Source organism: Micromonospora sp. 067-2 (genome assembly GCF_046549295.1).
In the GTDB taxonomy this organism is placed as follows: Bacteria; Actinomycetota; Actinomycetes; order Mycobacteriales; family Micromonosporaceae; genus Micromonospora.
In genome coordinates, this window is record NZ_JAJPWB010000006.1 from 312,228 (window position 1) to 333,681 (window position 21,454).

Here is a 21,454-nt window from a genome sequence, read left to right on the forward strand (position 1 = left end):
GTGAGGTGGCTGTGAAGCGGCGAACCAGAGTCGATCAGCCCTGGCCTTCGCCGGTCACGCCGGCGCGGAGCCGCTCGGCCACCTCGTCGGGTGACGACATCGCGGCAACCTCGACGCTGATCCGGCGCGCCTCGGCGGCGAACGCCGGTTCATCCAGCAGCCGGCGCAGCGCCGCCGCGATCGCCTCCGGACCGGCCTGCCCGGGCATCAGCGCGAGGCCCGCCCCGGACGCCGCGACGCGGTCCGCCTGGAAGAACTGGTCGGCACCCTGCGGCACGACCACCATCGGGATGCCCCGGGCCAACGTGCCGAGGGTGGTGCCGGCGCCACCGTGCGAGACGACCGCGGTGACGTTCTCCAGCAACTGGGCCAGCGGCACGAAGGGGCTGAACTCCACCCGGTCGGAGTCGAGCTGGTAGTCCTCCGGCTTGCCGTCAAGGCCGAGCGTGGCCACCACGTCGACGTCGAGGGCGGTGAGCGCGCCGAGCAGCGGGCCGACCACGGCCGGGTCGGCGAAGACCGTACCGAAGCTCACCAGCACGCGCGGGCGTCCGCCGGTCGGCGCGGCGTCGATTCCGGCAGGGGCGTCAAGCGCCTGGTGGGGTTCGGGCCGCAGCGCGATCCGCTCCACGGTCGGTGGTACGGCGAAGTCTTCGAACTGGAGCCCGGGCGGGCAGGTGTCCAGCAGCCACCGACCGGACGGCGTACCCGTCGGGGCGACCAACCCCCGCTCCTCGTAGCGGGAGCGGACCACCGCGGTCAGCGCACCGGTGAAGTCGGCCGGCACCGATGGCCCGAACGCGAGGGTGGCCAGTGGTACACCGAGGCTGGCGGCGACCAACGGCCCCACGAAGTCGACCAATTCGTTGATGACCAGGTCGGGCTGCCAGCTCTTCGCCTGCGCCAACGCCTCGTCGGCGGTCAGGTCGACCCGGACCCCGGCGAAGAACTCGGCGACGGCCTCCGGGGTGGGCTCGGTCGCGGGGTTGATGCCCAGCCTGCGCCCCACCTCGGCGAAGAGCACGTCCGGCATGGGACCGGCCGGCAGCAGCTCGATGCCCTCGGGTGCGATGAGCGGGACCATGCCCTCGGCGGTGACGACGGCGACGTCGTCGCCCTGCCGGCAAAACGCACGGGCCAGCGGCAACAGGGGCAGGAAGTGGCCGAAAGCGGGCACTGTTGAGAAGAGGATTCGCATGGTCATCAGAATACTCCTCTGACGAAGTGCGCCGTATAGTGCCCGGGTGGCTGCTACTCGACCCCGCGCCAACCGGCGCCAGGAGAGCGCCGAGCAAACCCGGCAGTTGATCTTGAATGCGGCCCAGGACCTGTTCCTCTCCCAGGGCTACGCGACCACGACGATCAACGACATCGCCGCGCGCGCCCGGGTGGCCGTGGCGACCGTCTACACCAGCGTCGGCGGCAAGCAGGACCTGCTACGGGTACTGATTGCGGCGGGTGTGAAAGACCCGGAGACGGCGCACACCGTGGCGGTCACCGCGGCCGCCACCGACCCCCGGGAGGTCCTGCGCCTGCTCGGCGCCGGCACCCGGCACGGCCACGACCACCACAATGAGCGAATCCGGCTGGTGCGGGCCGCAGCAGCCATGACATCGAGCGCGGCAGCCGTGGCACGGGATGCGGCGGCGGCCTACCGGCAGGCGCTACGGGTAGGCGCGGTACGCCTAGACGAGCTCTCCGCCCTGCGCCCCGGCCTCACCGTCGAGCAGGCCACCCAGGTGCTGTGGTTCTACTTCGGACTGCATTCCTGGCCGCAGCTCGTCGACGAGGGCGGCTGGTCGTACGACGAGGCGGAACGGTGGCTTGTCGACCGGGCCACCGAGGCCCTGCTTCTTCCGAGCTGACGATCGCGCCGGACGGCCGTCAGCCGGCCTCGACGATGACAAGCTCGCCGACCTGCTCGCCGATGGCGGTACGCGCCTCCGCCGGCAACCCGGCGTCGGTGATCAGCACGTCGGCGGCCTCCAGCGGAGCGATGGTGGCGATGCCGATGGTCTCCCACTTGGTGTGGTCGGCGAGCACCACCAGCCTGCGCGCCGCGCCGATCAGGCACCGGTTCACCCCGGCCTCCAGCAGGTTCGGCGTGGTGAAGCCGGTCCGTGGGCTGAGCCCGTGTACGCCGAGAAACAGCAGGTCGACGTTGAGCGCGCTGATCGCCGCCTCGGCCACCGGCCCGGTGAGCGCGTCCGACGGCGTACGGATGCCGCCGGTGAGCACGACCGTCTGGTCGGCGCGCGGATTCTGGTAGAGCGCGTCGGCCACCGGGATCGAGTTGGTCACCACGGTCAGCCCCCGTACGTCGGAGAGCAGCGTGGCCAGCGCGGCGGTGGTGGTCCCGGCGGAGAGCGCGATGGCCATGCCCGGCTCCACCATGGTCGCCGCCCGCTCGGCGATGGCGCGCTTCTCCGCCTGCTGGCGGATCGACTTCGCGGCGAAGCCGGGCTCCTCCGCCGAACCCGGCCCGGCCAGTGTCGCGCCGCCGTGCACCTTGTCCACCAGGCCGCGTTCGGCCAGCACCTCCAGGTCACGCCGGATCGTCATGTCGGACACGCCGAACCGGCTGACCAGGTGGCTGACCCGTACGCCGCCACGCTGACGGATCAGATCGAGAATGGCGGTCTGCCGCTGCTGGGCGAGCACCTGGACAACCTCCTTCGCGCCGTCGCTGTTGCCGGGTCAGGCCGAGTCGGTGGCCGGGTCCTCACGGATGACGGCCACCTCACCGGCCGGCACCGTCAGGACACCGGCACACCGCGCGCCGGTCAACAGGTCGGTGCCGGTGGCCGAGAGCCGTACCTCTGCCTCGGTGTGGTTGATCACGAAGAGCCAGGTCCGCTCGCCGTCGCGCCGTCGGACCACCTCCACGCCGGTCGGCGCCTGCGCCGCCGGGGCGACGCCGGCCTCGTCGAGCAGCCGGGCGACCAGCCGGTCGGTGGCCGGCTCGTCCAGCCGGGTGCCGACGTACCAGGCGGTGCCCGCGCCGACCGGATGCCGGGTCAGCGCCGGCACGCCCGGCAAGGGCCCGTCGGTGTACGACGCGAGCACCTCGGCGCCGTCGGTGTGCAACCACTCGGTCCACACGTCGGCAGTGCTGCCGTCGTCCAACCGGACCTGCTCGCCCTCCCGCAACGGAAAGAACTCCTCGGTGTGAATGCCGAGCAACTCGCGGAACGCGCCCGGGTAACCACCCAACCGGATGTGGTCGTCGGAATCCACGATGCCGCTGAAGTAGGTGACCGCCGCCGTGCCGCCGGCCTCGACGAACCTGCGCAGCGCGTCGGCGTCGGCGTCGCGGACCAGGTAGAGCGTGGGCGCCAGGACCAGACGGTAGCCGGTGAGGTCGGCCGACGGGTGGACGATGTCCGCGGTCACGCCGGCCCGCCACAGCGCGCCGTACAGGGCGGTCAGCCGGTCGGCGTAGCGGACGTCGACGCTCGGGTGCGAGTCCAGCTCGACGCCCCACCACGCCTCCCAGTCGAACAGGATCGCCACGTCGGCGTCCACCCGGCTGCCGCGCACCTCGGCGAGCGCCTTGAGGTCGGCGCCGAGCTGGCAGACCTCGCGGAACACCTTGGTGTCGGCCCCGGCATGCGGCACCAGCGCGGAGTGGAACTTCTCGGCGCCGGCCCGCGCGGCCCGCCACTGGAAGAACAGCACCCCGTCGGCGCCCCGGGCGACGTGCGCGAGGCTGTTGCGGCGCAGCTGCCCCGGCAGCTTGGCCACGTTGCGCGGCTGCCAGTTCACCGCGCTGGTGGAGTGCTCCATGAGCAGCCACGGATCACCGCCGGCGACGCCGCGGGTGTGATCGGCGGAGAGCGCCAGCCCGAGGTGCGCCTGCGGGTCGGCGGCGGTCAGGTAGTGGTCGTTGGAGACGAGGTCCACGTCGCCGGCCCAGGAGTAGTAGTCCATGTGCTTGATCCCGGTGCCGATCATGAAGTTGGTCGTCACCGGCTGGCTGACCAACGTCTTCAGCAGTTTCCGCTCGGCACGCAACTGGGCGCGCTGCTCATCGGAGGAGAAGCGCAGGAAGTCCAGCTGCTGCGTGGGGTTGGCGAACGTCGGCGCGGTCCGCGGCGGGTTGATCTCGGCCCAGTCTCCGTAGCGCTGGCTCCAGAACGCGGTGCCCCATGCGTCGTTGAGCCGGTCCAGGTCGCCGTAGCGCTCGCGCAGCCAGTCGCGGAACGCCTCCGCGCTGACGTCGCAGTAGCAGTGCACGTTGTGGCAGCCCAGCTCGTTGGAGACGTGCCACATCACCACCGCCGGGTGCTCGGCGTACCGGCCGGCGACCGCCCGGACGAGGTCCAACGACCGCTCGCGGAACACCGGGGAACTGGGGCAGTACGCCTGTCGCCCTCCCGGCCAGAGGATCGCGCCGTCGGCCCGCCGGGGCAGCGTCTCCGGGTGTGCGCGGGCCAGCCACGGTGGCGGGCTGGCGGTGGCGGTGGCCAGGTCGACCTGGATCCCGCCGCCGTGCAGGAGGTCCAGCACGCGGTCCAGCCAATCGAACTCGAACCGGCCGGGGGTGGGCTCCAGCAGTGCCCAGGAGAAGATGCCGACGGAGACCAGGTTGACCCCGGCCCGACGCATCAGCTCGACGTCCTCCGACCAGGTCCGCTCGGGCCACTGCTCCGGGTTGTAGTCGCCACCGAAATAGATGCCATCGCCCTGCCATCGCCGCATGAGAGCTGAGGGTGCACCTGCCACCGGACGGAAGTCAACACTTTTCAACACCGGTCTGCTTTCCAACGTTTACCGGGTAACAGCCAGGTTACGACTGCGTGTCGGGACGCGATCTGCCCTCTTGACAGTGCGCCAAGGAGCGGTAGCTTGAGGCCCCGATGGCCGGGTCGTGTTTGCCAATGTGGATTCTCGGTGGAACCCGATGGTTCATGACGGCAGCGATCCACACCCCCGCACTGACGGCCCTTGGGCGAAGCACCTCTTCATCCGCAGGAGGCACAGATGTCCCGTCCCCGATCCCAAGCCGAGTACCTGGCTCGGCTCGTACCGCCCTCCGTCGCCGGCATCAACCGACGGTCGCTGCTGGCCGGCGCGGCCGGCACGGGCGCGCTGCTCGGCACCGGTCTGCTCGCCGGCTGCGGCGACGACTCCGGCTCCGGCTCCGGCGGGTCCGACTCGAAGAACATCTCGGTCGGCTCCAACCAGTCCGACCCGAAGCCGAAGGACGTCATCGCCAAGGTCATGGACGGGTTCAAGACCTCGTCCGGCATCACGCCCGCGATCAACACGGTCGACCACAACACGTACCAGGAGAACATCAACAACTACCTGCAGGGCAAGCCGGACGACGTGTACATGTGGTTCGCCGGCTACCGGATGCGCTTCTTCGCCGCCAAGGGTCTGGCCGGCGACGTCAGCGACGTGTGGGGCAAACTCTCCGGCTTCTCCGACGCGTTCAAGAAGGCATCCACCGGCGACGACGGCAAGCAGTACTTCGTGCCGGCGTCCTACTATCCGTGGGCCGTGTTCTACCGCAAGTCGGTCTGGAAGCAGTACGGCTACGAGGTGCCCACCACTCTGGACCAGCTCACCTCGCTGAGCGGCCAGATGAAGAAGGACGGCCTCACGCCCATCGCCTTCGCCGACAAGGACGGCTGGCCGGCGATGGGCACCTTCGACATCCTCAACCTGCGGATCAACGGTTACCAGTTCCACGTCGACCTGATGGCCGGCAAGGAGGCCTGGACCTCGGACAAGGTCAAGAAGGTGTTCGACACCTGGGCGGGTCTGCTGCCGGTGCACCAACCGGACAGCCTGGGTCGCACCTGGCAGGAGGCGGCGCAGTCGCTGCAGCAGAAGAAGAGCGGCATGTACCTGCTCGGCCTCTTCGTCGCGCAGCAGTTCAGCAACGAGGAGCAGGCCGACCTCGACTTCTTCACCTTCCCCGAGATCGACCCGTCGATCGGCGCGAAGGCCCTCGACGCCCCGATCGACGGCTACATGATGGCCCGCAAGCCGAAGTCCGAGGCCAACGCCAAGAAGCTGCTGGAGTACGTGGGTGGCAAGGCCGCCGCGGACATCACGGTGAAGAACGACCCGAGCACCCTGGTCGCCAACACCGGCGGGGACACCAGCGGCTACACCGCCCTGCAGAAGAAGGCGGCCGAACTGGTCGGCTCGGCCACCGAGATCGCCCAGTTCCTGGACCGGGACACCCGGCCGGACTTCGCCTCGACGGTGATCATCCCGGCGATCCAGCAGTTCATCAAGAACCCCAAGGACATCGGCGGGCTCACGTCGTCCATCGAGAACCAGAAGAAGTCGATCTTCACCGACTGACGGCGGAAAGGGGAGGACATCATGTCCGACCTACCCCTGATCCAAGCGGATCGCGCCGTGCCGTCGCCGGCCGCGGCCACCCCCACGGGTGGCCGTCGCCGGCGGCTACGGCTCCTGTCCCGCACCGACCGCGTGGTCATCACGCTGATGGTGCTCGTCCCGCTGCTGCTCGTCACCGGGCTCGTCTGGCTGCCGGCGGTGGCCACCGTGCTGCTCTCCGGCACCGACTGGGACGGCATCGGCCCACTGAAGGACATCGACTTCGTCGGCGCTCGCAACTACAGCGACGTGGTCAACATCTACCCGCCGTTCGTTCCCGCGATCCAGCACAACCTGCTCTGGTTGGCCGTCCTCTTCGGCGTTGCCAGCCCGTTCGGCATGTTCCTGGCCGTCCTGCTGGACAAGGAGCTGCGCGGCAGCCGCTTCTACCAGACGGCGCTGTACATGCCGGTGGTGCTCTCGCTCGCGCTCATCGGTTTTGTGTGGCAACTGCTCTACTCCCGCGACCAGGGTCTGATCAACGCGGTGTTCGGCAGCAACGTCGACTGGTACGGCGACTCCAGCGTCAACATCTGGGCGGTCATGATCGCCTCCGGATGGCGGCACGTCGGCTACATCATGCTGCTCTACCTGGCCGGGTTGAAGGGCGTCGACCCGTCGCTGCGCGAGGCGGCCGCGGTGGACGGCGCCTCGGAGAGCAAGGCGTTCTTCCGGGTGGTCTTCCCGGTGATGCGGCCCATCAACATCATCGTGCTGGTGGTGACGGTGATCGAGTCGTTGCGGGCGTTCGACCTGGTCTGGGTGGTCAACAAGGGCCGCAACGGCCTGGAGCTGATCAGCGCGCTGGTCACCCAGAACGTGGTGGGCGAGGCGAGCCGGATCGGCTTCGGCTCGGCGTTGGCGACCATCATGCTGCTCGTCTCGCTGGTGTTCATCGGCATCTACCTGGGCACCGTGATGAGGGAGGACCGGCGATGACCGCGACCCTGACCCGGCGGCCGGACCGCGCCGCCGGGGCGCCGCCGAAGCGCCGCAAACTCACTCCGCTGCGGCTCCTGCTGCACGCCTTCCTCATCGTCGTCTCGCTGGCGTGGCTCTTCCCGATCGCCTGGGCGGTGCTGAGCTCGCTGCGCTCGTACCAGTACACCGCCACCAACGGCTACGCCTCGTTCGGCGGCTGGACCCTCGACAACTACGTCACCGCCTGGAAGACGGCCGAGTTCGGCAAGCACTTCCTCAACTCCGTCTACATCACGGTGCCGGCCGTGCTGCTGACGCTCTTCCTCGCCTCGTGCGTGGCGTTCGTCATCGCCCGGTTCAGCTGGAAGCTCAACATCGTCCTGCTGGGGCTCTTCACCGCGGCCAACCTGCTCCCCCAGCAGGCGCTGCTGATCCCGCTCTTCCGGCTCTTCACCGAGGTGCCCCTGCCGGAGTTCATGAGCGACTCGGAGCTGCTCTACGACAGCTACTGGGGGCTGATCCTGATCAACGTCGCCTTCCAGTGTGGCTTCTGTGTCTTCGTGCTCAGCAACTACATGAAGGCGCTGCCACACGAGCTCTACGAGGCGGCGATGGTCGACGGGGCCAGCGTGTGGCGGCAGTACTGGCAGGTCACCATGCCACTGTGCCGTCCGGCCCTGGCCGCCCTGGCGACGCTGGAGGTGACCTGGATCTACAACGAGTTCTTCTGGGCCACCGTGCTCATGCGTACCGGGGACAAGTTCCCGGTCACCAGCTCGCTGAACAACCTGCGCGGCGAGTTCTTCACCGACAACAACCTGGTCTCGGCGGGCAGCGTGCTCGTCGCGATCCCCACCCTGGTGATCTTCTTTATGCTCCAGCGGCACTTCGTCCGGGGCCTGACCTTGGGAGCCTCCAAAGGATGACGATCCTGCACCTGCGCCGCGCGCGGACCAGCCTGGTGCTCGACGCGCGCGGCCCGGGGCTGCCCCGGGTCGTGCACTGGGGTGGCGACGTCGGCCACCCCGACGACGACGGTCTGCGCCAGCTCGCCGACGCGACCGTACCGCCGGTGGTGCCGAGCAGCTTCGACGCGCCAACCGTGCTCTCCCTGCTGCCGGAGCAGAGCGCCGGCTGGAGCGGCCGGCCGGGACTGGCCGGGCACCGCGACGGACGGGACTGGTCCACCGCCTTCCGCCTCGACGGGTTGGACGTGGACGACGACGGGCCCGGCGCCGCGCGGGTGACCGTGCGGGCGTCGGACCCGGGCGCCGGTCTGGCCCTGACCATCGAGGTCGCGCTGGATCCGTACGGCCTGCTGACCATCGGACACCGGCTGCGCAACGACGGCGACAGCGGGTACGAGCTGCGGGAGCTGACCCCCGTGCTGCCCGTGCCGGCGGTCGCCACCGAACTGCTGGACCTGACCGGCCGGTGGTGCCGCGAGCGCTCCCCGCAGCGGCACTCGTGGCAGCAGGGCACCTGGGTCCGTGAGGGCCGGCACGGGCGCACCGGGCACGACGCCACCCTGCTGCTCGTGGCCGGCACCGCCGGGTTCGGCTTCGGCCACGGCGAGGTCTGGGCGGTGCACACGGCGTGGAGTGGCGACCACGTCACCTTCGCCGAGCGCCGGCCCACCGGCGAGTCGACCCTGGGCGGTGGCGAGTTGCTGGCCCCCGGCGAGGTCCGGCTCGGTCCCGGTGAGTCGTACGCCAGTCCCCTGCTCTACGCGGTCTGGTCCGACGCCGGGCTGGACGGGCTCAGCGACGTCCTGCACACGCATTTGCGTGCCCGGCCCGAGCACCCACGTACCGCCCGCCCGGTGACCCTCAACGTCTGGGAGGCGGTCTACTTCGACCACGACCTGGACCGGCTTCGGTCGCTCGCCGACCAGGCCGCGCTGATCGGCGTCGAGCGGTTCGTCCTGGACGACGGCTGGTTCCGCGGCCGGCGCGACGACACCGCCGGGCTCGGTGACTGGTTCGTCGACGAGGACGTCTGGCCCGACGGCCTGCAACCACTGATCGACCACGTGACCGGCCTTGGCCTGGAGTTCGGCCTCTGGGTCGAGCCGGAGATGGTCAACCCCGAATCCGACCTGTTCCGCGCACACGCCGACTGGCTGCTGGCCGTACCGGGGCGTCTGCCCCCGCTCTGGCGCAAGCAGCAGGTGCTCGACGTCGGCCGGGCGGAGGCGTACGACTATCTGCTGGAACGGCTCGACAAGCTGCTCACCGAGCATCCCGGCATCAGCTACCTGAAGTGGGACCACAACCGGGACCTCACCGAGGCCGGGCACGACGGCCGGCCCGGCGTGCACCGGCAGACGCTGGCGGTCTATCGGCTCCTCGACGAACTGCGCAGCCGCCATCCCGATCTGGAGATCGAAAGCTGCGCGTCCGGCGGGGCCCGGGTCGACCTGGCCATACTGGCGCGCACCGACCGGGTGTGGGCCAGTGACTGCAACGACGCCCTGGAACGGCTCAGCATCCAGCGCTGGACCGGGCTGCTGCTGCCACCGGAGCTGGTCGGCACGCACGTCGGACCGGAGCGTTCGCACACCACCAGTCGGGTGCACGACCTCGGTTTCCGGGCGGCCACCGCGCTCTTCGGCCACCACGGCATCGAGTGGGACATCGCGTCGATCAGCTCCGCCGAGCAGGCCGAGCTGGCCGCCTGGGTGGCACTGCACAAGCGGCTGCGACCGCTGCTGCACACCGGCCGGGTGGTCCGGATCGACCATCCGGACCCGGCCGTGTGGGCGCACGGCGTGGTCGACCACAACAAGACCCGAGCGGTGTACGCGGTGGCCCGGCTGGTCACCTCGGCGACGCAGACCCCGGGCGCGCTCCGGCTGCCCGGCCTGGACCCCGGCCGGCGTTACCTGGTGCGGCCGGTGTCGGACGTGCCGGCACCGGCGACCATCGACCGGCTCGCGCCGCGGTGGCTGGCCGCCGGCGTCTCGCTCACCGGGGCGGCGCTGGCCCGGGTGGGGGTACAAATGCCCGCGCTGCATCCGGAGCAGAGCCTGGTCCTGGAGGTCACCGCCGTCGACTAGAAAGAATCCCGGAATCTTTGGCCGGGGTGTCGAGAACGGTGCCGCCTGCTTCTACCTGAGGGTGAGAGCACCGAAGATGGTGCGCAGGCGTGAGGAGCGGAACAATGAAGTACATGCTGCTGATGCAGTTCAGCGCCGCCGGGACCGACTTCCCGGGCATCGACACCTGGAGCCCGGAGGAGATCCGGGCGCACATCGGCTTCATGCAGGAGGTCGACGGCAAACTCACCGGCGACGGTGAGCTGGTCGACGCGCAGGGGCTGGGTGGCCCGGCGCAGGCCCGGATCGTCCGCGCCGGGTCCGACGGCGCGCCGGTGGTCACCGAGGGACCGTTCGCCGAGACCAAGGAGTTCCTCGCCGGCTGGTGGATCGTCGACTGCGAGACGCCCCAGCGGGCGGTCGAGATCGCCGCGTACATCTCCACCGCACCCGGCCCCGGCGGCCGGCCGCTGAACATGCCGATCGAGGTGCACCCGGTGATGTCCGCCCCGCCCCAGGAGCTCTGAGGGCTGACAACCGATCCCCGCATCGAGGACCTGCTGCGCGAGTTGGCGCCGCAGGTCCTCGGCGTGCTCACCAGGCGGTTCGGTGACTTCACCACCGCCGAGGACGCGGTGCAGGAGGCCCTGCTGGCGGCCGCCACCCAGTGGCCGGCGGAGGGCGTGCCGGCGAACCCGCGCGGTTGGCTGATCCAGGTCGGCTACCGCCGGATGGTCGAGCTGATCCGCGGCGAGCAGGCCCGGCGCCGCCGGGAGGACCTGGTCGCCCGCCGGGAGCCGGACGACCGACAGCACGCCCAGAGTGCGGACGAGGAGCTGACCGCCGAGCGCGACGACACCCTGGTCCTGCTGTTCCTCTGCTGCCACCCTGCTCTCGCCCCGGCGTCGGCCGTCGCACTGACCCTGCGCGCGGTCGGTGGGTTGAGCACCGCCGAGATCGCCCGTGCGTTCCTGGTGCCGGAGACGACCATGGCGCAGCGGATCAGCCGGGCCAAGCAGCGCATCCGCTCTTCCGGGCTGCCGTTTCGGATGCCCGAGGCAGCGCAGCGGGCGGACCGGCTCACCGCCGTACGGCAGGTGTTGTACCTGATCTTCACCGAGGGGCACACCAGCAGCGCCGGTGCGGACCTGCGCCGGGTCGACCTCGCCGTCGAGGCGATCCGGCTGACCCGCGCGCTGCACGCGCGGCTGCCCGCCGACAGCGAGTCGGCCGGGCTGCTGGCGTTGATGCTGCTCACCGAGGCACGCAGCGCCGCCAGGACCGGCCCAGCCGGTGAGCTGATCTCGCTGGCCGACCAGGACCGCAGCCGCTGGGATGTTGCGGCGATCGCCGAGGGCGTCGCGCTGGTCACCCGGGTGCTGCCGCGCGGCCCGGTCGGCCCCTACCAGGTGCAGGCCGCCATTGCCGCGCTGCACGACGAGGCGCCCAGCACCGGGGCGACGGACTGGCCGCAGATCCTGGCGCTCTACGGGGTGCTGGAACGAATGTCCGGCAGCCCTGTGGTGTCGCTCAACCGGGCCGTGGCGACCGCGATGGTGCACGGACCGGAAGCCGGACTGGCAGCCCTCGACACGTTGGCCGACGATCCGCGGCTGGCCGGACACCACCGGCTGTCCGCCGCCCGCGCGCACCTGCACGAGATGGCCGGCGACCGGGCCCGGGCGATCGCTGACTACCGGGCCGCCGCCGGACGCACGAGCAGCCTGCCCGAGCACCGCTACCTCACCATGCGGGCGGCCCGACTCGCGACCGACGTCGCGCCGCCCACCACCAACGCCGCGCCGCCCACCACCAACGCCGCGCCGCCCACGGCCGTCGTCGCGCCGCCCACGGCCAATGTCGCACCGCCCGCGGCCGACGTCGCACCACCCACGGCCGCCGGCACACCGCCCGCGGCCGACGTCGCACCACCCACGGCCGCCGGCACACCGCCCGCGGCCGACGTCGCGCCGCCCACGGCCGCCGGCACACCGCCCGCTGCTGGGCAAGGACGCCCGACCGGGGCCGGACCGAACACGAGCTGACGTCGCGCCGGACCGGACCGAGGCCAACCGGTCGGGCAGGCAGCTGAACCGCAAGGCCGAGCAAGCCCCTGGCCTTCCTATGGAGCTGATGTCGTAGACGATTCAGCGACGGAGACCCACAAATGCCAACAACGTCGACCGGGTGTGACCAGCCCAGGCACGAGTGGAACGCCATGGGCGTCACAGCGAGCCGATGACAGCAATGGTGTTTCACCCGTCCCACGCTCGGGCGACTCAGCCAGGGCGACTCAGCCAGGGCGACCGGGGCAGGGCGACCGGGGCAGGGCGACCGGGGCAGGGCGACCGGGGCAGGGCATGAATCGTTTGTGACATCAGCTCCAAAGGGCCCGGATGACACATGCACCCCGGCGCGCCGGCGTCACCGCTGGGGTGATCCGCGCGCCGTGCCGACCCGCCTTGACCGTCGCAGCGGCGGATCCCGCCCGTCGGCGACGTTAGCCTGACCAGCGACGACCTTCCCACCGAGCACCCAGGACTGAGGACCGCATGGCGTACGTGTTGCTGGGGATCGCCATCGCCGCGGAGGTGTTGGCGACCAGCCTGATCAAGGCCACCGCCGGCTTCAGCCGGATCGGGCCGACGGTGGCCTGCCTCGGCGGCTACCTGTTGGCGTTCATTCTGCTGGCCCAGGCGGTGAAGGTGATCCCCGTCGGCGTCGCGTATGCCGTCTGGTCAGGTCTGGGCACCGCCACCATCGTGGCGATCGGGGCGGTGTTCCTGGATGAGCCGGTCGGACTGGCCAAGCTGGTCGGCATCGCGCTGATCATCGGTGGTGTGGTCATCGTGAACCTGGCCGGCAAGCACTGAGCAGGGTCCAGGTGGCCGGACCTGGCGACGGGCCGGCCACCTGGACGTCGGTCAGCTCACGGTGCAACTCACCTCGGGCCTGGCGTTGCTGCCGGTCCAGCTGCCGATGAAGCCGAAGCTGGTGCTGGAGCGGGCGGCGAGCCTGCCGTTGTAGGCCACGTTGCGCGCGGTCACCACGGCGCCACTCGTGCTCAGCGTCGTGTTCCAGGACTGGCTGATGCTCTGGCCGTTGGCGAAGGTCCACCGAACGCTCCAGCCGGTGATCGCGGTCGCGCCGGCGGTCACCCGCACCTCACCCTGGAAACCGCCCTGCCACTGGTTGACGACCGTGTAGGTCGCGGCGCAACCACCGACCGGCGCGGGCGTCGACGGCGCGGGCGGCGGAGGCGTCGACGGTGGAGGGGTCGTCGGCGGGGGCGTGGTCGGGGGTGTCGTCGGCGGGGGCGTACCGCTGAAGACCGTTGCCTCCCGGGCGGTCTGCCGGATGCCGTTGGCCCCGTTGAAGATCCGCTGACCCCAACTCGTCAGGCTGGCCGGGTTGAAGGAGGTGGCCATGTCGAGATACTCCACGCCACCACCGTTGCCGCTCCACGACCAGCCGAGCCAGCCGATTCTGTTGGCCTGGCTGTAGGCGAGGATGGTGTCCTCGTCCGGGTTGCCGTCGGAGTGGTTGAAGCCGAACTCGCCGACCACGATGGGCAGCCCCGCGGAACGGAACCGGCCCAGATAGTCACTGATCTCGGCAGCGGTGTCGAAGACGCCGTACATGTGGATGGAGAAGACGGTGTTACGGGCCGGGTCGGCGGCGAACACCGACGCGGCGTTGTCGCGCATGGTGAACGACCAGTCCTGCCCCCAGTTCGGGGCGTCCACCATGATCGTGTGGGTCAGCCCGCCGGCGCGCAGTCGCTTGATCGCGTTGGCGCTGTCGGTGGCCCAGGAGGCATAGCCCTGGTTGCCGTACGGCTCGTTACCGATGTTGACGATGACGTACTTCTCCTCGCCGGCGAGGACGTCGGCGATGCTGAGCCAGTAGTCGACCGCCCGAGCGAGAGTGATCGCGCTGGCCTGCTCGCCGTAGCCGGTGGTGTCGTGCACCTCCAGCACACAGATCAGCCGGTTGGCCCTGCACGTCGAGATGATGTTGGCGACGTCGGCGTTGCTGTTGCGGGTCCACTGGTCGCCGCTGGAGAGCACCACCCGGACGGTGTTCGCGCCGAGTGCCTTGACGTTGGCGAACGTGCTGGTCTGCTGCGGGTACCAGGTGTGCGCGTGGTTGACCCCGCGCATGATGAATTCGGCGCCGTTGGCGTCGTACAGCTTGCCGCCCGCGACAGAGAAACCAGCCGCGGCGTGCGCCGGCTGGCCGAACGCCAGTACGGCGACGAGTAGTGCGAGCAGGGCCGCGCCGGCGGCAGAGAGTCGAGTCTTCATGGCCTTCCTCAGGGAGGACCCCCGGTGCCCGACAGGGGTGGGACGTGACAGGGGAAGGCGGCTGCAGCCCGACAGCCGCCGCCCGGATCCCGGCGGCGCAGGCATCAGCGTAAGCCGATGGATTGGTCGGCGCAACCGGTTCAGTGGCCGGACCCGGCTGGCAGACAGCCGTGACGGCCCACGCGGACGTGGGCCGTCACGGGGCGGTCATCCCCACCACAGGATGTGCGCCACACCGGAACTAAACCGGTTAAGAGCGACCGTAGGCAGACCGTCGTCATCCGTCAAGCGTCACCCGTTCGAACCGGACGGGAGGGTTGGCTGGTGCGGACCTGGGTATCTCGGGACGATCTGTCGGTGGAAGGGGATATCGGGATGGTCAGCGTCGGCTACACCCTGATGGGTGAGCAGTCCGGTCCGAAACAGTTGATCGACTATGCGGTGCGGGCCGAGGCGGCCGGTTTCGACCAGCTGGTGATGTCCGACCACTACTACCCCTGGCTGGACGCCCAGGGCCACTCCCCGTACGCCTGGTCGGTGCTCGGCGCGGTCGCCCACGCCACCTCCCGCGCGGAGCTGATGTCCTTCGTGACCTGCCCGATCCGTCGCTACCACCCGGCCGTCGTGGCGCAGAAGGCCAGCACGATCGGTGCGCTCTCGGACGGCCGGTTCACCCTCGGCCTGGGTGCCGGGGAGAACCTCAACGAGCACGTGGTCGGCAGTTGGCCACACGTGCAGCAGCGGCACGAGATGTTCGAGGAGGCGTTGCAGATCATCCGACCGCTGCTCAACGGCGAGACGCTGACCTTCTCCGGCAACCACTTCGACGTGCCCGACGCCTACGTCTGGGACCGCCCGGAGCGGCCGGTGCCGATGGCCATCGCCGCCTCCGGCCGGCAGTCCGCCACCCTGGCCGCCGAGTACGGCAATGGCATCGTGGCCACCGAGCCCGACCGGCACATCATCGAGATGTACGACGACGCCGGCGGCGCCGGCCAACCCCGCTTCGGGCAGGTGGCGATCTGCTACGGCCCGGACGAGGCGGAGTGCCGCAAGATCGTGCACGACCAGTTCCGCTGGTTCGGGCTGGGCTGGAAGGTCAACGCCGACCTGCCCGGTCCGGACTCCTTCGCCGCCGCCACGCAGTTCGTGCGGGAGGAGGACGTCGCCCAGGGCGTTCCCTGCGGTCCGGACGTGGACGCGCACGTCGAGGCGTTCCGAAAGTTCGTCGACGCCGGCTTCACCCACGTGGCGATCGTCCAGGTCGGCGGGGAGAGCCAGCCGATGTTCCTGGACTGGGCTCAGGAGCAGCTGCTGCCCCGGCTGCGCGAGCTGTGAAGCCGGGTGCCGTCCCTCGGCCGCGCCAGCCGACCCGAGTCGATCCCGCCGGTCGGTTCGGGCGGGCCGAGCTGCGGCTCGCCATGGCCGCCCCCCGACCAGCCTCCGGGCTGACCAGCGAGTGGCGGCTCGTCGACGGTCTGCGCACCCACACCCGGCGCAGCGCGGACCCGGGGACCGGGGCGCCTCCCGTGGTGCTGGTGCACGGTCTGGCGGTGTCGCACCGCTATCTCACCCCGCTGGCCGTCGCGCTCGCCGCAACCCATCCGGTGTACGTGCCGGACCTACCCGGCTTCGGGCTGAGCGAGCGCCCCCGCGGTGCGTACGACGTGCGCAGGCACGCCGATCACCTGGCCGCCTGGTTGGCCGCGTACCGGCTGCCGCCGGTCTGCCTGCTGGGGCACTCGTTCGGCGCCGAGGTGGCCGCGGCGCTCGCCGCGGCCCACCCGGGCGCGGTTCGCGCGCTGGTGTTGGCCGGACCGACCAGCGATCCGAGCGCCCGGTCCCGCCGTGCCCTGTTCGGCCGGTGGTTGGTGGACACGACACGCGAGGCTCCGCTGCAGGCACCCGTCCTGAGCCGGGACATGTGGAACGCGCGGCCTTGGCGGGTGCTCGCGACGCTGTCGCACTCCGTCCACAACGCTATCGAGGCGGACCTGGTCCGGATCACCGCGCCGACCCTGGTCCTCGTCGGCGACCGCGACCCGATCGCGCCGACACACTGGCGGGACCAGGTGGCCCGGCTGGTGCCGGACGGCGACCTGGTGGTCGTCCCCGGCGCCTCGCACAACGTGGTCACGACCGCCCCGACGGCGGTCGCGGGCGCGATCCGCCGTCTGCTCGACCCCCCAATCCCGCACTCACGGACAGGTGAACCAGATGCGCTTCGGCAACGTTGAGATCCGGCCGCTCGGCGGCGGCCTCGGCTGCCTCCTCATGATCCTCTTCTCGATCCTCGCCTCGGTGGTGCTCACCGTCCTGATCAACGTGGTGCTCTGAGGTCTGCGCGGCGTGCGGGCGCCGCGCACGCACCGGATACCCGCGGTCAGTCGGCGGTCAGGTCCAAATCGACCAGTACGGGATAGTGGTCGGACGCCGTGTCCGCCGCCCCGCCACGGATCACCCGGCAGTTCCGTACCCGCTCCGCCAGCTCTCGGGTGCCGAAGAGGTAGTCCAGTCGCATGCCGGCGAACTCGGCCCCGCCGAGCCGGGTGGGCACGGTGAGGCCCTCGGCCTCGGGCGCTCCGGCGGCGGCCGCCGGCCAGAGGTCGACCAGACCGGCGGCCAGCAGCCGGGCGACGACGCGGGTGTCCACGGTGCCGCCGCCGCGCCGCAGGTGGCGACGCCGGTAGAGGGCCGGCATCCCGGCGAGCCGCGCGGTGTGGTCGACGGTCGGGTCGAGCGAGTTGAGGTCGCCGGTGACCAGCGCCAGAGGCCCCTGGGCGCGTCGCAGCGCGGCCACCAGCCAGTCGACCTCCACCCGCCGGCGGCCCCCGGAGTATGGATAGAGGTGGGTGCCCAGCACGGTCAGCGGACCGGCCGAGGTGGCCACCACGACGCGGGCGGCGGCGTGGTGGAACGGTCGGCGCAGCACCCCCGCGGCGACGACCCGCAGCGGCGGCCGGACCAGCACCGCCACCGGCTGCCCGAAACAGGACCGGGCCAGGTGGGGTGCCATCCCCACCCGATCGGCCACCTCGGCCATGAGCCCGCCCCGGTCGAAGTCGCGCAACTCCTGTAGGGCCAGCACGTCCGGCGCCTGCGCGGTGATCACCTCGACCACCCGATCCAGGCGGTCGGGGCCACCCCGGTCCCTACCGCCGGTCCGGATGTTCCAGGTCATCACCCGCAGCACGGCGGTGCTCAGTCGGCCCGGCCGGCCCGGGCCAGCTCGTCGTCGAGGGTGTGCACGTCCTCCGACTCGATGGCCGGCCGGTTGCCTTCCTTCAGGTCCGCGTTGGGCCGGATGATCAGGTAGAGCAGGCCGATCCACAGCGCGGAGAGCAGGATCGCGCCCATGAAGTCGGTCGGGTGGTGCATCCCGCGGTACATCCGGGAGGTAGCCACCCCGACCGGCATGATCACCGCCAGGGCCACGAAGATCCAACGCCACCACCGATCGGTACGCGGCAGCACGATGACGGTGATGGCCAGCCAGATGCAGATCGTCGCCGCGATGTGCCCGGACGGGAACGAGGACGTCGGCATCTGCCCGTCCAGGTTCTCCACCGACGGGCGCGGCCGTTCGACCACCCTGGCGGAGGCGAGGAAGAGAGTCAGCTCGCCGACCATCGCCAGCGCCACGAACAGCACCGGTCGCCAACGCCGCCACACCGCCAGCACCAGCGGGCAGAACACCAGTGAGATGAGCAGGATCGCATGGGTGTCACCGAACTTGCTCCACCACCAGCTCACCTCGGTGAGCACCTCGGTGTGCCGGTCGGCGAACCAGCGCGGAACCTCGGTGTCGAGGGTGTCGAAGAAGGTGCCCTTGGCGTGGTAGCTGACGTACATGCCGAAGGCGTACAGCGCCCCGAACACCAGCACCCAGCCGACCAGCAGCTCGGCCACCGCCGAGCGGGGATGGGCCAGCACGTGCTCCTCGGCCGGGGCGGGGGCGATGTCGTGCCCGGCCTCGGGCTCCAGCCCCTCGGTCAACGGGGCCACCGGACGGCCCCGCTCACGCCGCCACAGCCGGAACGCGTACGCGGTGACGCCGAGCCAGGCGGCGCCGAGCAGCCAGCCGGCCAGCACGTCGGAGATGAAGTGCACGCCCAACGCGATCCGGGTCAGCCCGATCAGGGTCACCAGTACGCCGACCGCGACGATCGCCGGCTTGCGCCAGCGGGGTGCCATGGCCGGCAGGAACACCAGCAGCAGCGCCCCGTACGCGACGAAGGAGCCCAGTGCGTGCCCGCTCGGGAAGCTGTTGCCCGGAGCGCTGGCGATCGGCACGTCCACCACCGGTCGGAGCCGGCCGACCAGCGCCTTCAACGACGGGTCGAGGATCAGACCGCCGACCCCGGTGATGATCAGGTAGACGGCCAGCCGCGGTTGCCGCCGGATCAGCAGCCCCACCACGGCGATGGTGACCAGCCAGATGAGGATCGGCCGGCCGCCCAGGTCGGTCACCGCCTGGAGCACGGTGATCAGCGCGTGGTGCGGGGCGACGAGCGAGTTGAACCATTCGGCGGCGGCGTGGTCGGCGTCCTGCAACGGGCTCCACCGCACCCGGACGAGCAACAACAGCAGCCCGAAGGCCACCCCGGCGCCGGTGACGGCGACCAGACCGGCGATGCTCCGCTCGGCGAAATGACCGATCGGACGCCGCGCCACCTCTTTGACCGCGGTCAACCCGCACCTCCCTTGTCGTCTCTGGCGAGGCGCTGTACCCGATCCGCGGCGCGCGTACACGCGGGTGTCGCTACAGCGCTGTCCTGTCGCCGGTGTCGAGGAGCTCGGCGCGTTCGGCCTCGGGCTCCCACAGATCCGGCTGGGCGGGTTCCCGGACGCCGATGCGCAGTGCCTCCAGTTGGGCGGCGAAGGCCAGCCCGCCGAAGAGCGCCATCCCGGTGAGGTTGGCCCAGAGCAGCAGCGCCATCATCCCGGTCAGCGCACCGTAGGTCTGGCCGAATCCGTCGCTGAACCGCACGTACGCGGCGAGCAGGAGGCTGGCCAGCCACCACAGCGCCGTGGCGATGCCGGCGCCGAAGAACAGCCAGGATAGGCCGGGCTGGTTGCGGCGCGGCGCGTGCCGGAAGAGCACGGCGACGGCGAGCACGGTCAGCCCGAGGCTCAGCGGGAACCGGACCACGTTCCAGATGCCGTTGGCGAGCACACCCCAGTCGTAGTGCTCCCGTACCGAGTCGCCCATGGCGCCACCGCCGACCAGGATCAGGAAACCGACCAGCGCGGGCAGACCGGCGGTGACGGCCAGCACCGCTGCGCGGAGGTATTTCCGCAGCGCCGGGCGGTCCCGTTCCACGCCGTAGATGCGGTTGGCCCCCCGCTCGATCTGCGCCATCGTGGTGGTCAGCGCGATCAGACCGGTCAGCAGACCGAGTGTGAGCGCCAGCTCTCCGGCGTCCTCGACGCGTTCGCCCTCACCGAGCAGTTCGGCGACCATCTGCGCGCTCTGACCGGGGGTGAGCGCCAGCACGGTGTCGGCGACCACCCGGCCGCCCTCCTCGACGCCCAGCTCGCTGATCAGGCCGGTGAGGGCGATCATGAACGGCACCACGGCGAGGCAGAGCTGCAGCGCGAAGGCCCGGGAGTGGCTGAACCCGTCGCCGTAGCGGAACCGGATGAAGGCGTCCCGCAGCAGGTGCCAGCCGCCCTGGCGGCGCAGGGTGCGCCAAGCGTCGTCGGCGGAGAGTTCCTCGTCGGCCATCAGCCGGGTCTCCGGCACCATCCGGGTGCTACTCACGGCGCGCTTCCTCGATCAGCCGCTCGCCCCGCTCCCCGGCGCTTCGCGCATCGTCGGCCAGGTCGGGGGCGTCCTCAGGCTGTGGCACGCAGAGCCAGAGCGCCCGGTGTCGGACGTCGACCTGCAGCTGCCGGCTCGGAGCGATGAGGTCTCCGTCCAGCTGCCGGGGCTGGTCCCGGTTACTGGTGACCACCACACGTCGGCCGCGGAACACCTCCATCCGTGGCACCTGCCCGCTGCGGCGGATCACCGCCCAGCCGAGCGCGAGCCAGTGCCGCAGGCTGTGCGGGGTGAGCACCGCGACATCGAGCCATCCGTCGTCCGGCTCGGCCTCGGTGAGCAGGTGCATCCCGCCCTGGAGCCGGCCCACGTTGGCGATCAGCACCGAGCGGGCGCGGCGGCGCACCGCTGGGCGGTCGTCGATGCGGATCTTCACCCGCATCGGCCGGTCCCGCAGGTGCCGGACGGCGCCGACCACGTAGGCGGGCCAGCCGATCCGCGCCTTGGTGGTCTCGGAGGTGGCGGCCAGCATCTGGGCGTCGAAGCCCATGCCGGCCATCACGGCGAAGTACTGATTCTCGACCTCGCCGACGTCGAGCAGCCGCCGACCCCGCTCGATGGCGACCTGCAGCCCGGCGGCCAGGTCGGTGGAGAGGCCCAGGTTGGCGGCGAGCAGGTTGCCGGTGCCCTGGGGCAGCACGGCCAGCGCCACGTCGGTGCCGACCAGGCCGCTGATGCAGGACATCACGGTGCCGTCACCGCCGCAGGCGAAGACCAGGTCGATGCCCTTCTTGACGGCCTGCTCGGTCTGGCCGCGGCCGGGGTCGTCGACGGTGGTCTCGAACCACTCGGGCTCGGGCCAGCCCGCGGTGGCGAGGGCGTCGTTCACGGTGCGGCGCAGCTCGTCGACGTCGCCGACCTTGACCGGGTTGACCACCACCGCAGAACGCAGCCCACCGTCGCCGCCCGAGGGCCGCCGTTCCTCTCCAACATCCACGGGGCCAGTGTGCAGCACCGGAACGGCTTCAGCGAGCCCTCGGGCGGCCGGCGTCGGAAGTGCCACAG

General features: G+C 70.9%; 18 protein-coding genes. 10 read left to right on the forward strand and 8 right to left on the reverse strand.

The window, feature by feature from the left end:
- Positions 1-34 precede the first annotated feature (34 nt).
- Positions 35-1,204, reverse strand: a complete 1,170-nt coding sequence (locus ACLJN9_RS16785; protein ID WP_410812281.1) for a glycosyltransferase — start codon at positions 1,202-1,204, stop codon at positions 35-37.
- A gap of 40 nt (positions 1,205-1,244) precedes the next feature.
- On the opposite strand from ACLJN9_RS16785, the gene ACLJN9_RS16790 reads away from it, so the two are divergent.
- Positions 1,245-1,865 (forward strand): TetR/AcrR family transcriptional regulator, encoded by a 621-nt coding sequence (locus ACLJN9_RS16790; protein WP_410812282.1) that lies wholly within the window; start codon positions 1,245-1,247, stop codon positions 1,863-1,865.
- 19 nt (positions 1,866-1,884) lie between these two features.
- On the opposite strand, the gene ACLJN9_RS16795 is transcribed toward ACLJN9_RS16790, so the two are convergent.
- Both ACLJN9_RS16795 and ACLJN9_RS16800 read right to left on the reverse strand, forming a co-directional pair.
- Positions 1,885-2,661 carry a DeoR/GlpR family DNA-binding transcription regulator gene (locus tag ACLJN9_RS16795; RefSeq protein WP_410812283.1) on the reverse strand — a complete coding sequence of 259 codons (777 nt, stop codon included), beginning with the start codon at positions 2,659-2,661 and terminating at the stop codon, positions 1,885-1,887.
- A 36-nt stretch (positions 2,662-2,697) separates the two neighbouring features.
- Positions 2,698-4,701, reverse strand: coding sequence for a beta-galactosidase (locus ACLJN9_RS16800; RefSeq protein ID WP_410812285.1), 2,004 nt, complete (start codon positions 4,699-4,701; stop codon positions 2,698-2,700).
- Positions 4,702-4,983: 282 nt separating this feature from the next.
- Here ACLJN9_RS16800 and ACLJN9_RS16805 point away from each other — a divergent pair, with 282 nt between their 5' ends.
- From ACLJN9_RS16805 to ACLJN9_RS16835, 7 genes are all read left to right on the forward strand, one after another.
- Positions 4,984-6,321: an ABC transporter substrate-binding protein gene (locus ACLJN9_RS16805; protein ID WP_410812286.1), complete on the forward strand. Its 1,338-nt coding sequence runs from the start codon at positions 4,984-4,986 to the stop codon at positions 6,319-6,321.
- 21 nt (positions 6,322-6,342) lie between these two features.
- Entirely contained in the window at positions 6,343-7,299 is a 957-nt protein-coding gene (locus ACLJN9_RS16810; RefSeq protein ID WP_410812287.1) for a carbohydrate ABC transporter permease, read from the forward strand.
- Positions 7,296-8,207, forward strand: a complete 912-nt coding sequence (locus ACLJN9_RS16815) for a carbohydrate ABC transporter permease (RefSeq protein ID WP_410812288.1) — start codon at positions 7,296-7,298, stop codon at positions 8,205-8,207. Before ACLJN9_RS16810 ends, ACLJN9_RS16815 begins: the two co-directional genes overlap by 4 nt.
- Positions 8,204-10,339: an alpha-galactosidase gene (locus ACLJN9_RS16820; protein ID WP_410812289.1), complete on the forward strand. Its 2,136-nt coding sequence runs from the start codon at positions 8,204-8,206 to the stop codon at positions 10,337-10,339. Before ACLJN9_RS16815 ends, ACLJN9_RS16820 begins: the two co-directional genes overlap by 4 nt.
- 104 nt (positions 10,340-10,443) lie before the next feature.
- Positions 10,444-10,845: a YciI family protein gene (locus ACLJN9_RS16825; protein WP_410812290.1), complete on the forward strand. Its 402-nt coding sequence runs from the start codon at positions 10,444-10,446 to the stop codon at positions 10,843-10,845.
- A gap of 33 nt (positions 10,846-10,878) precedes the next feature.
- On the forward strand, positions 10,879-12,363 hold the full coding sequence (locus tag ACLJN9_RS16830) for a sigma-70 family RNA polymerase sigma factor (protein ID WP_410812480.1): 1,485 nt from the start codon (positions 10,879-10,881) through the stop codon (positions 12,361-12,363).
- Between the two features lie 507 nt (positions 12,364-12,870).
- Positions 12,871-13,191: a DMT family transporter gene (locus ACLJN9_RS16835; protein WP_410812291.1), complete on the forward strand. Its 321-nt coding sequence runs from the start codon at positions 12,871-12,873 to the stop codon at positions 13,189-13,191.
- A 51-nt stretch (positions 13,192-13,242) separates the two neighbouring features.
- Here the strand turns inward: ACLJN9_RS16835 and ACLJN9_RS16840 are convergent, their stop codons facing one another.
- The gene (locus tag ACLJN9_RS16840) at positions 13,243-14,625 is read right to left on the reverse strand and encodes a cellulase family glycosylhydrolase (RefSeq protein WP_410812292.1); all 1,383 of its coding nucleotides are present in this window, start codon (positions 14,623-14,625) and stop codon (positions 13,243-13,245) included.
- A 375-nt stretch (positions 14,626-15,000) separates the two neighbouring features.
- Here ACLJN9_RS16840 and ACLJN9_RS16845 point away from each other — a divergent pair, with 375 nt between their 5' ends.
- Together ACLJN9_RS16845 and ACLJN9_RS16850 are read left to right on the forward strand one after the other, a co-directional pair.
- Positions 15,001-15,963 (forward strand): TIGR03557 family F420-dependent LLM class oxidoreductase, encoded by a 963-nt coding sequence (locus ACLJN9_RS16845; RefSeq protein WP_410812481.1) that lies wholly within the window; start codon positions 15,001-15,003, stop codon positions 15,961-15,963.
- Between the two features lie 83 nt (positions 15,964-16,046).
- Positions 16,047-16,862: an alpha/beta fold hydrolase gene (locus ACLJN9_RS16850; RefSeq protein WP_410812293.1), complete on the forward strand. Its 816-nt coding sequence runs from the start codon at positions 16,047-16,049 to the stop codon at positions 16,860-16,862.
- A 146-nt stretch (positions 16,863-17,008) separates the two neighbouring features.
- On the opposite strand, the gene ACLJN9_RS16855 is transcribed toward ACLJN9_RS16850, so the two are convergent.
- The 4 genes from ACLJN9_RS16855 to ACLJN9_RS16870 all read right to left on the reverse strand — a co-directional run bounded on the left by ACLJN9_RS16855 (position 17,009) and on the right by ACLJN9_RS16870 (position 21,386).
- A complete protein-coding gene (locus ACLJN9_RS16855; RefSeq protein ID WP_410812294.1) occupies positions 17,009-17,818 on the reverse strand; it encodes an endonuclease/exonuclease/phosphatase family protein in 810 nt (269 codons plus the stop codon).
- Between the two features lie 8 nt (positions 17,819-17,826).
- Positions 17,827-19,317: a phosphatase PAP2 family protein gene (locus ACLJN9_RS16860; RefSeq protein ID WP_410812295.1), complete on the reverse strand. Its 1,491-nt coding sequence runs from the start codon at positions 19,315-19,317 to the stop codon at positions 17,827-17,829.
- 70 nt (positions 19,318-19,387) lie between these two features.
- Positions 19,388-20,389, reverse strand: a complete 1,002-nt coding sequence (locus ACLJN9_RS16865) for a YihY/virulence factor BrkB family protein (RefSeq protein ID WP_410812296.1) — start codon at positions 20,387-20,389, stop codon at positions 19,388-19,390.
- Entirely contained in the window at positions 20,382-21,386 is a 1,005-nt protein-coding gene (locus ACLJN9_RS16870; protein ID WP_410812297.1) for a diacylglycerol/lipid kinase family protein, read from the reverse strand. Before ACLJN9_RS16870 ends, ACLJN9_RS16865 begins: the two co-directional genes overlap by 8 nt.
- Between the last annotated feature and the right edge of the window lie 68 nt (positions 21,387-21,454).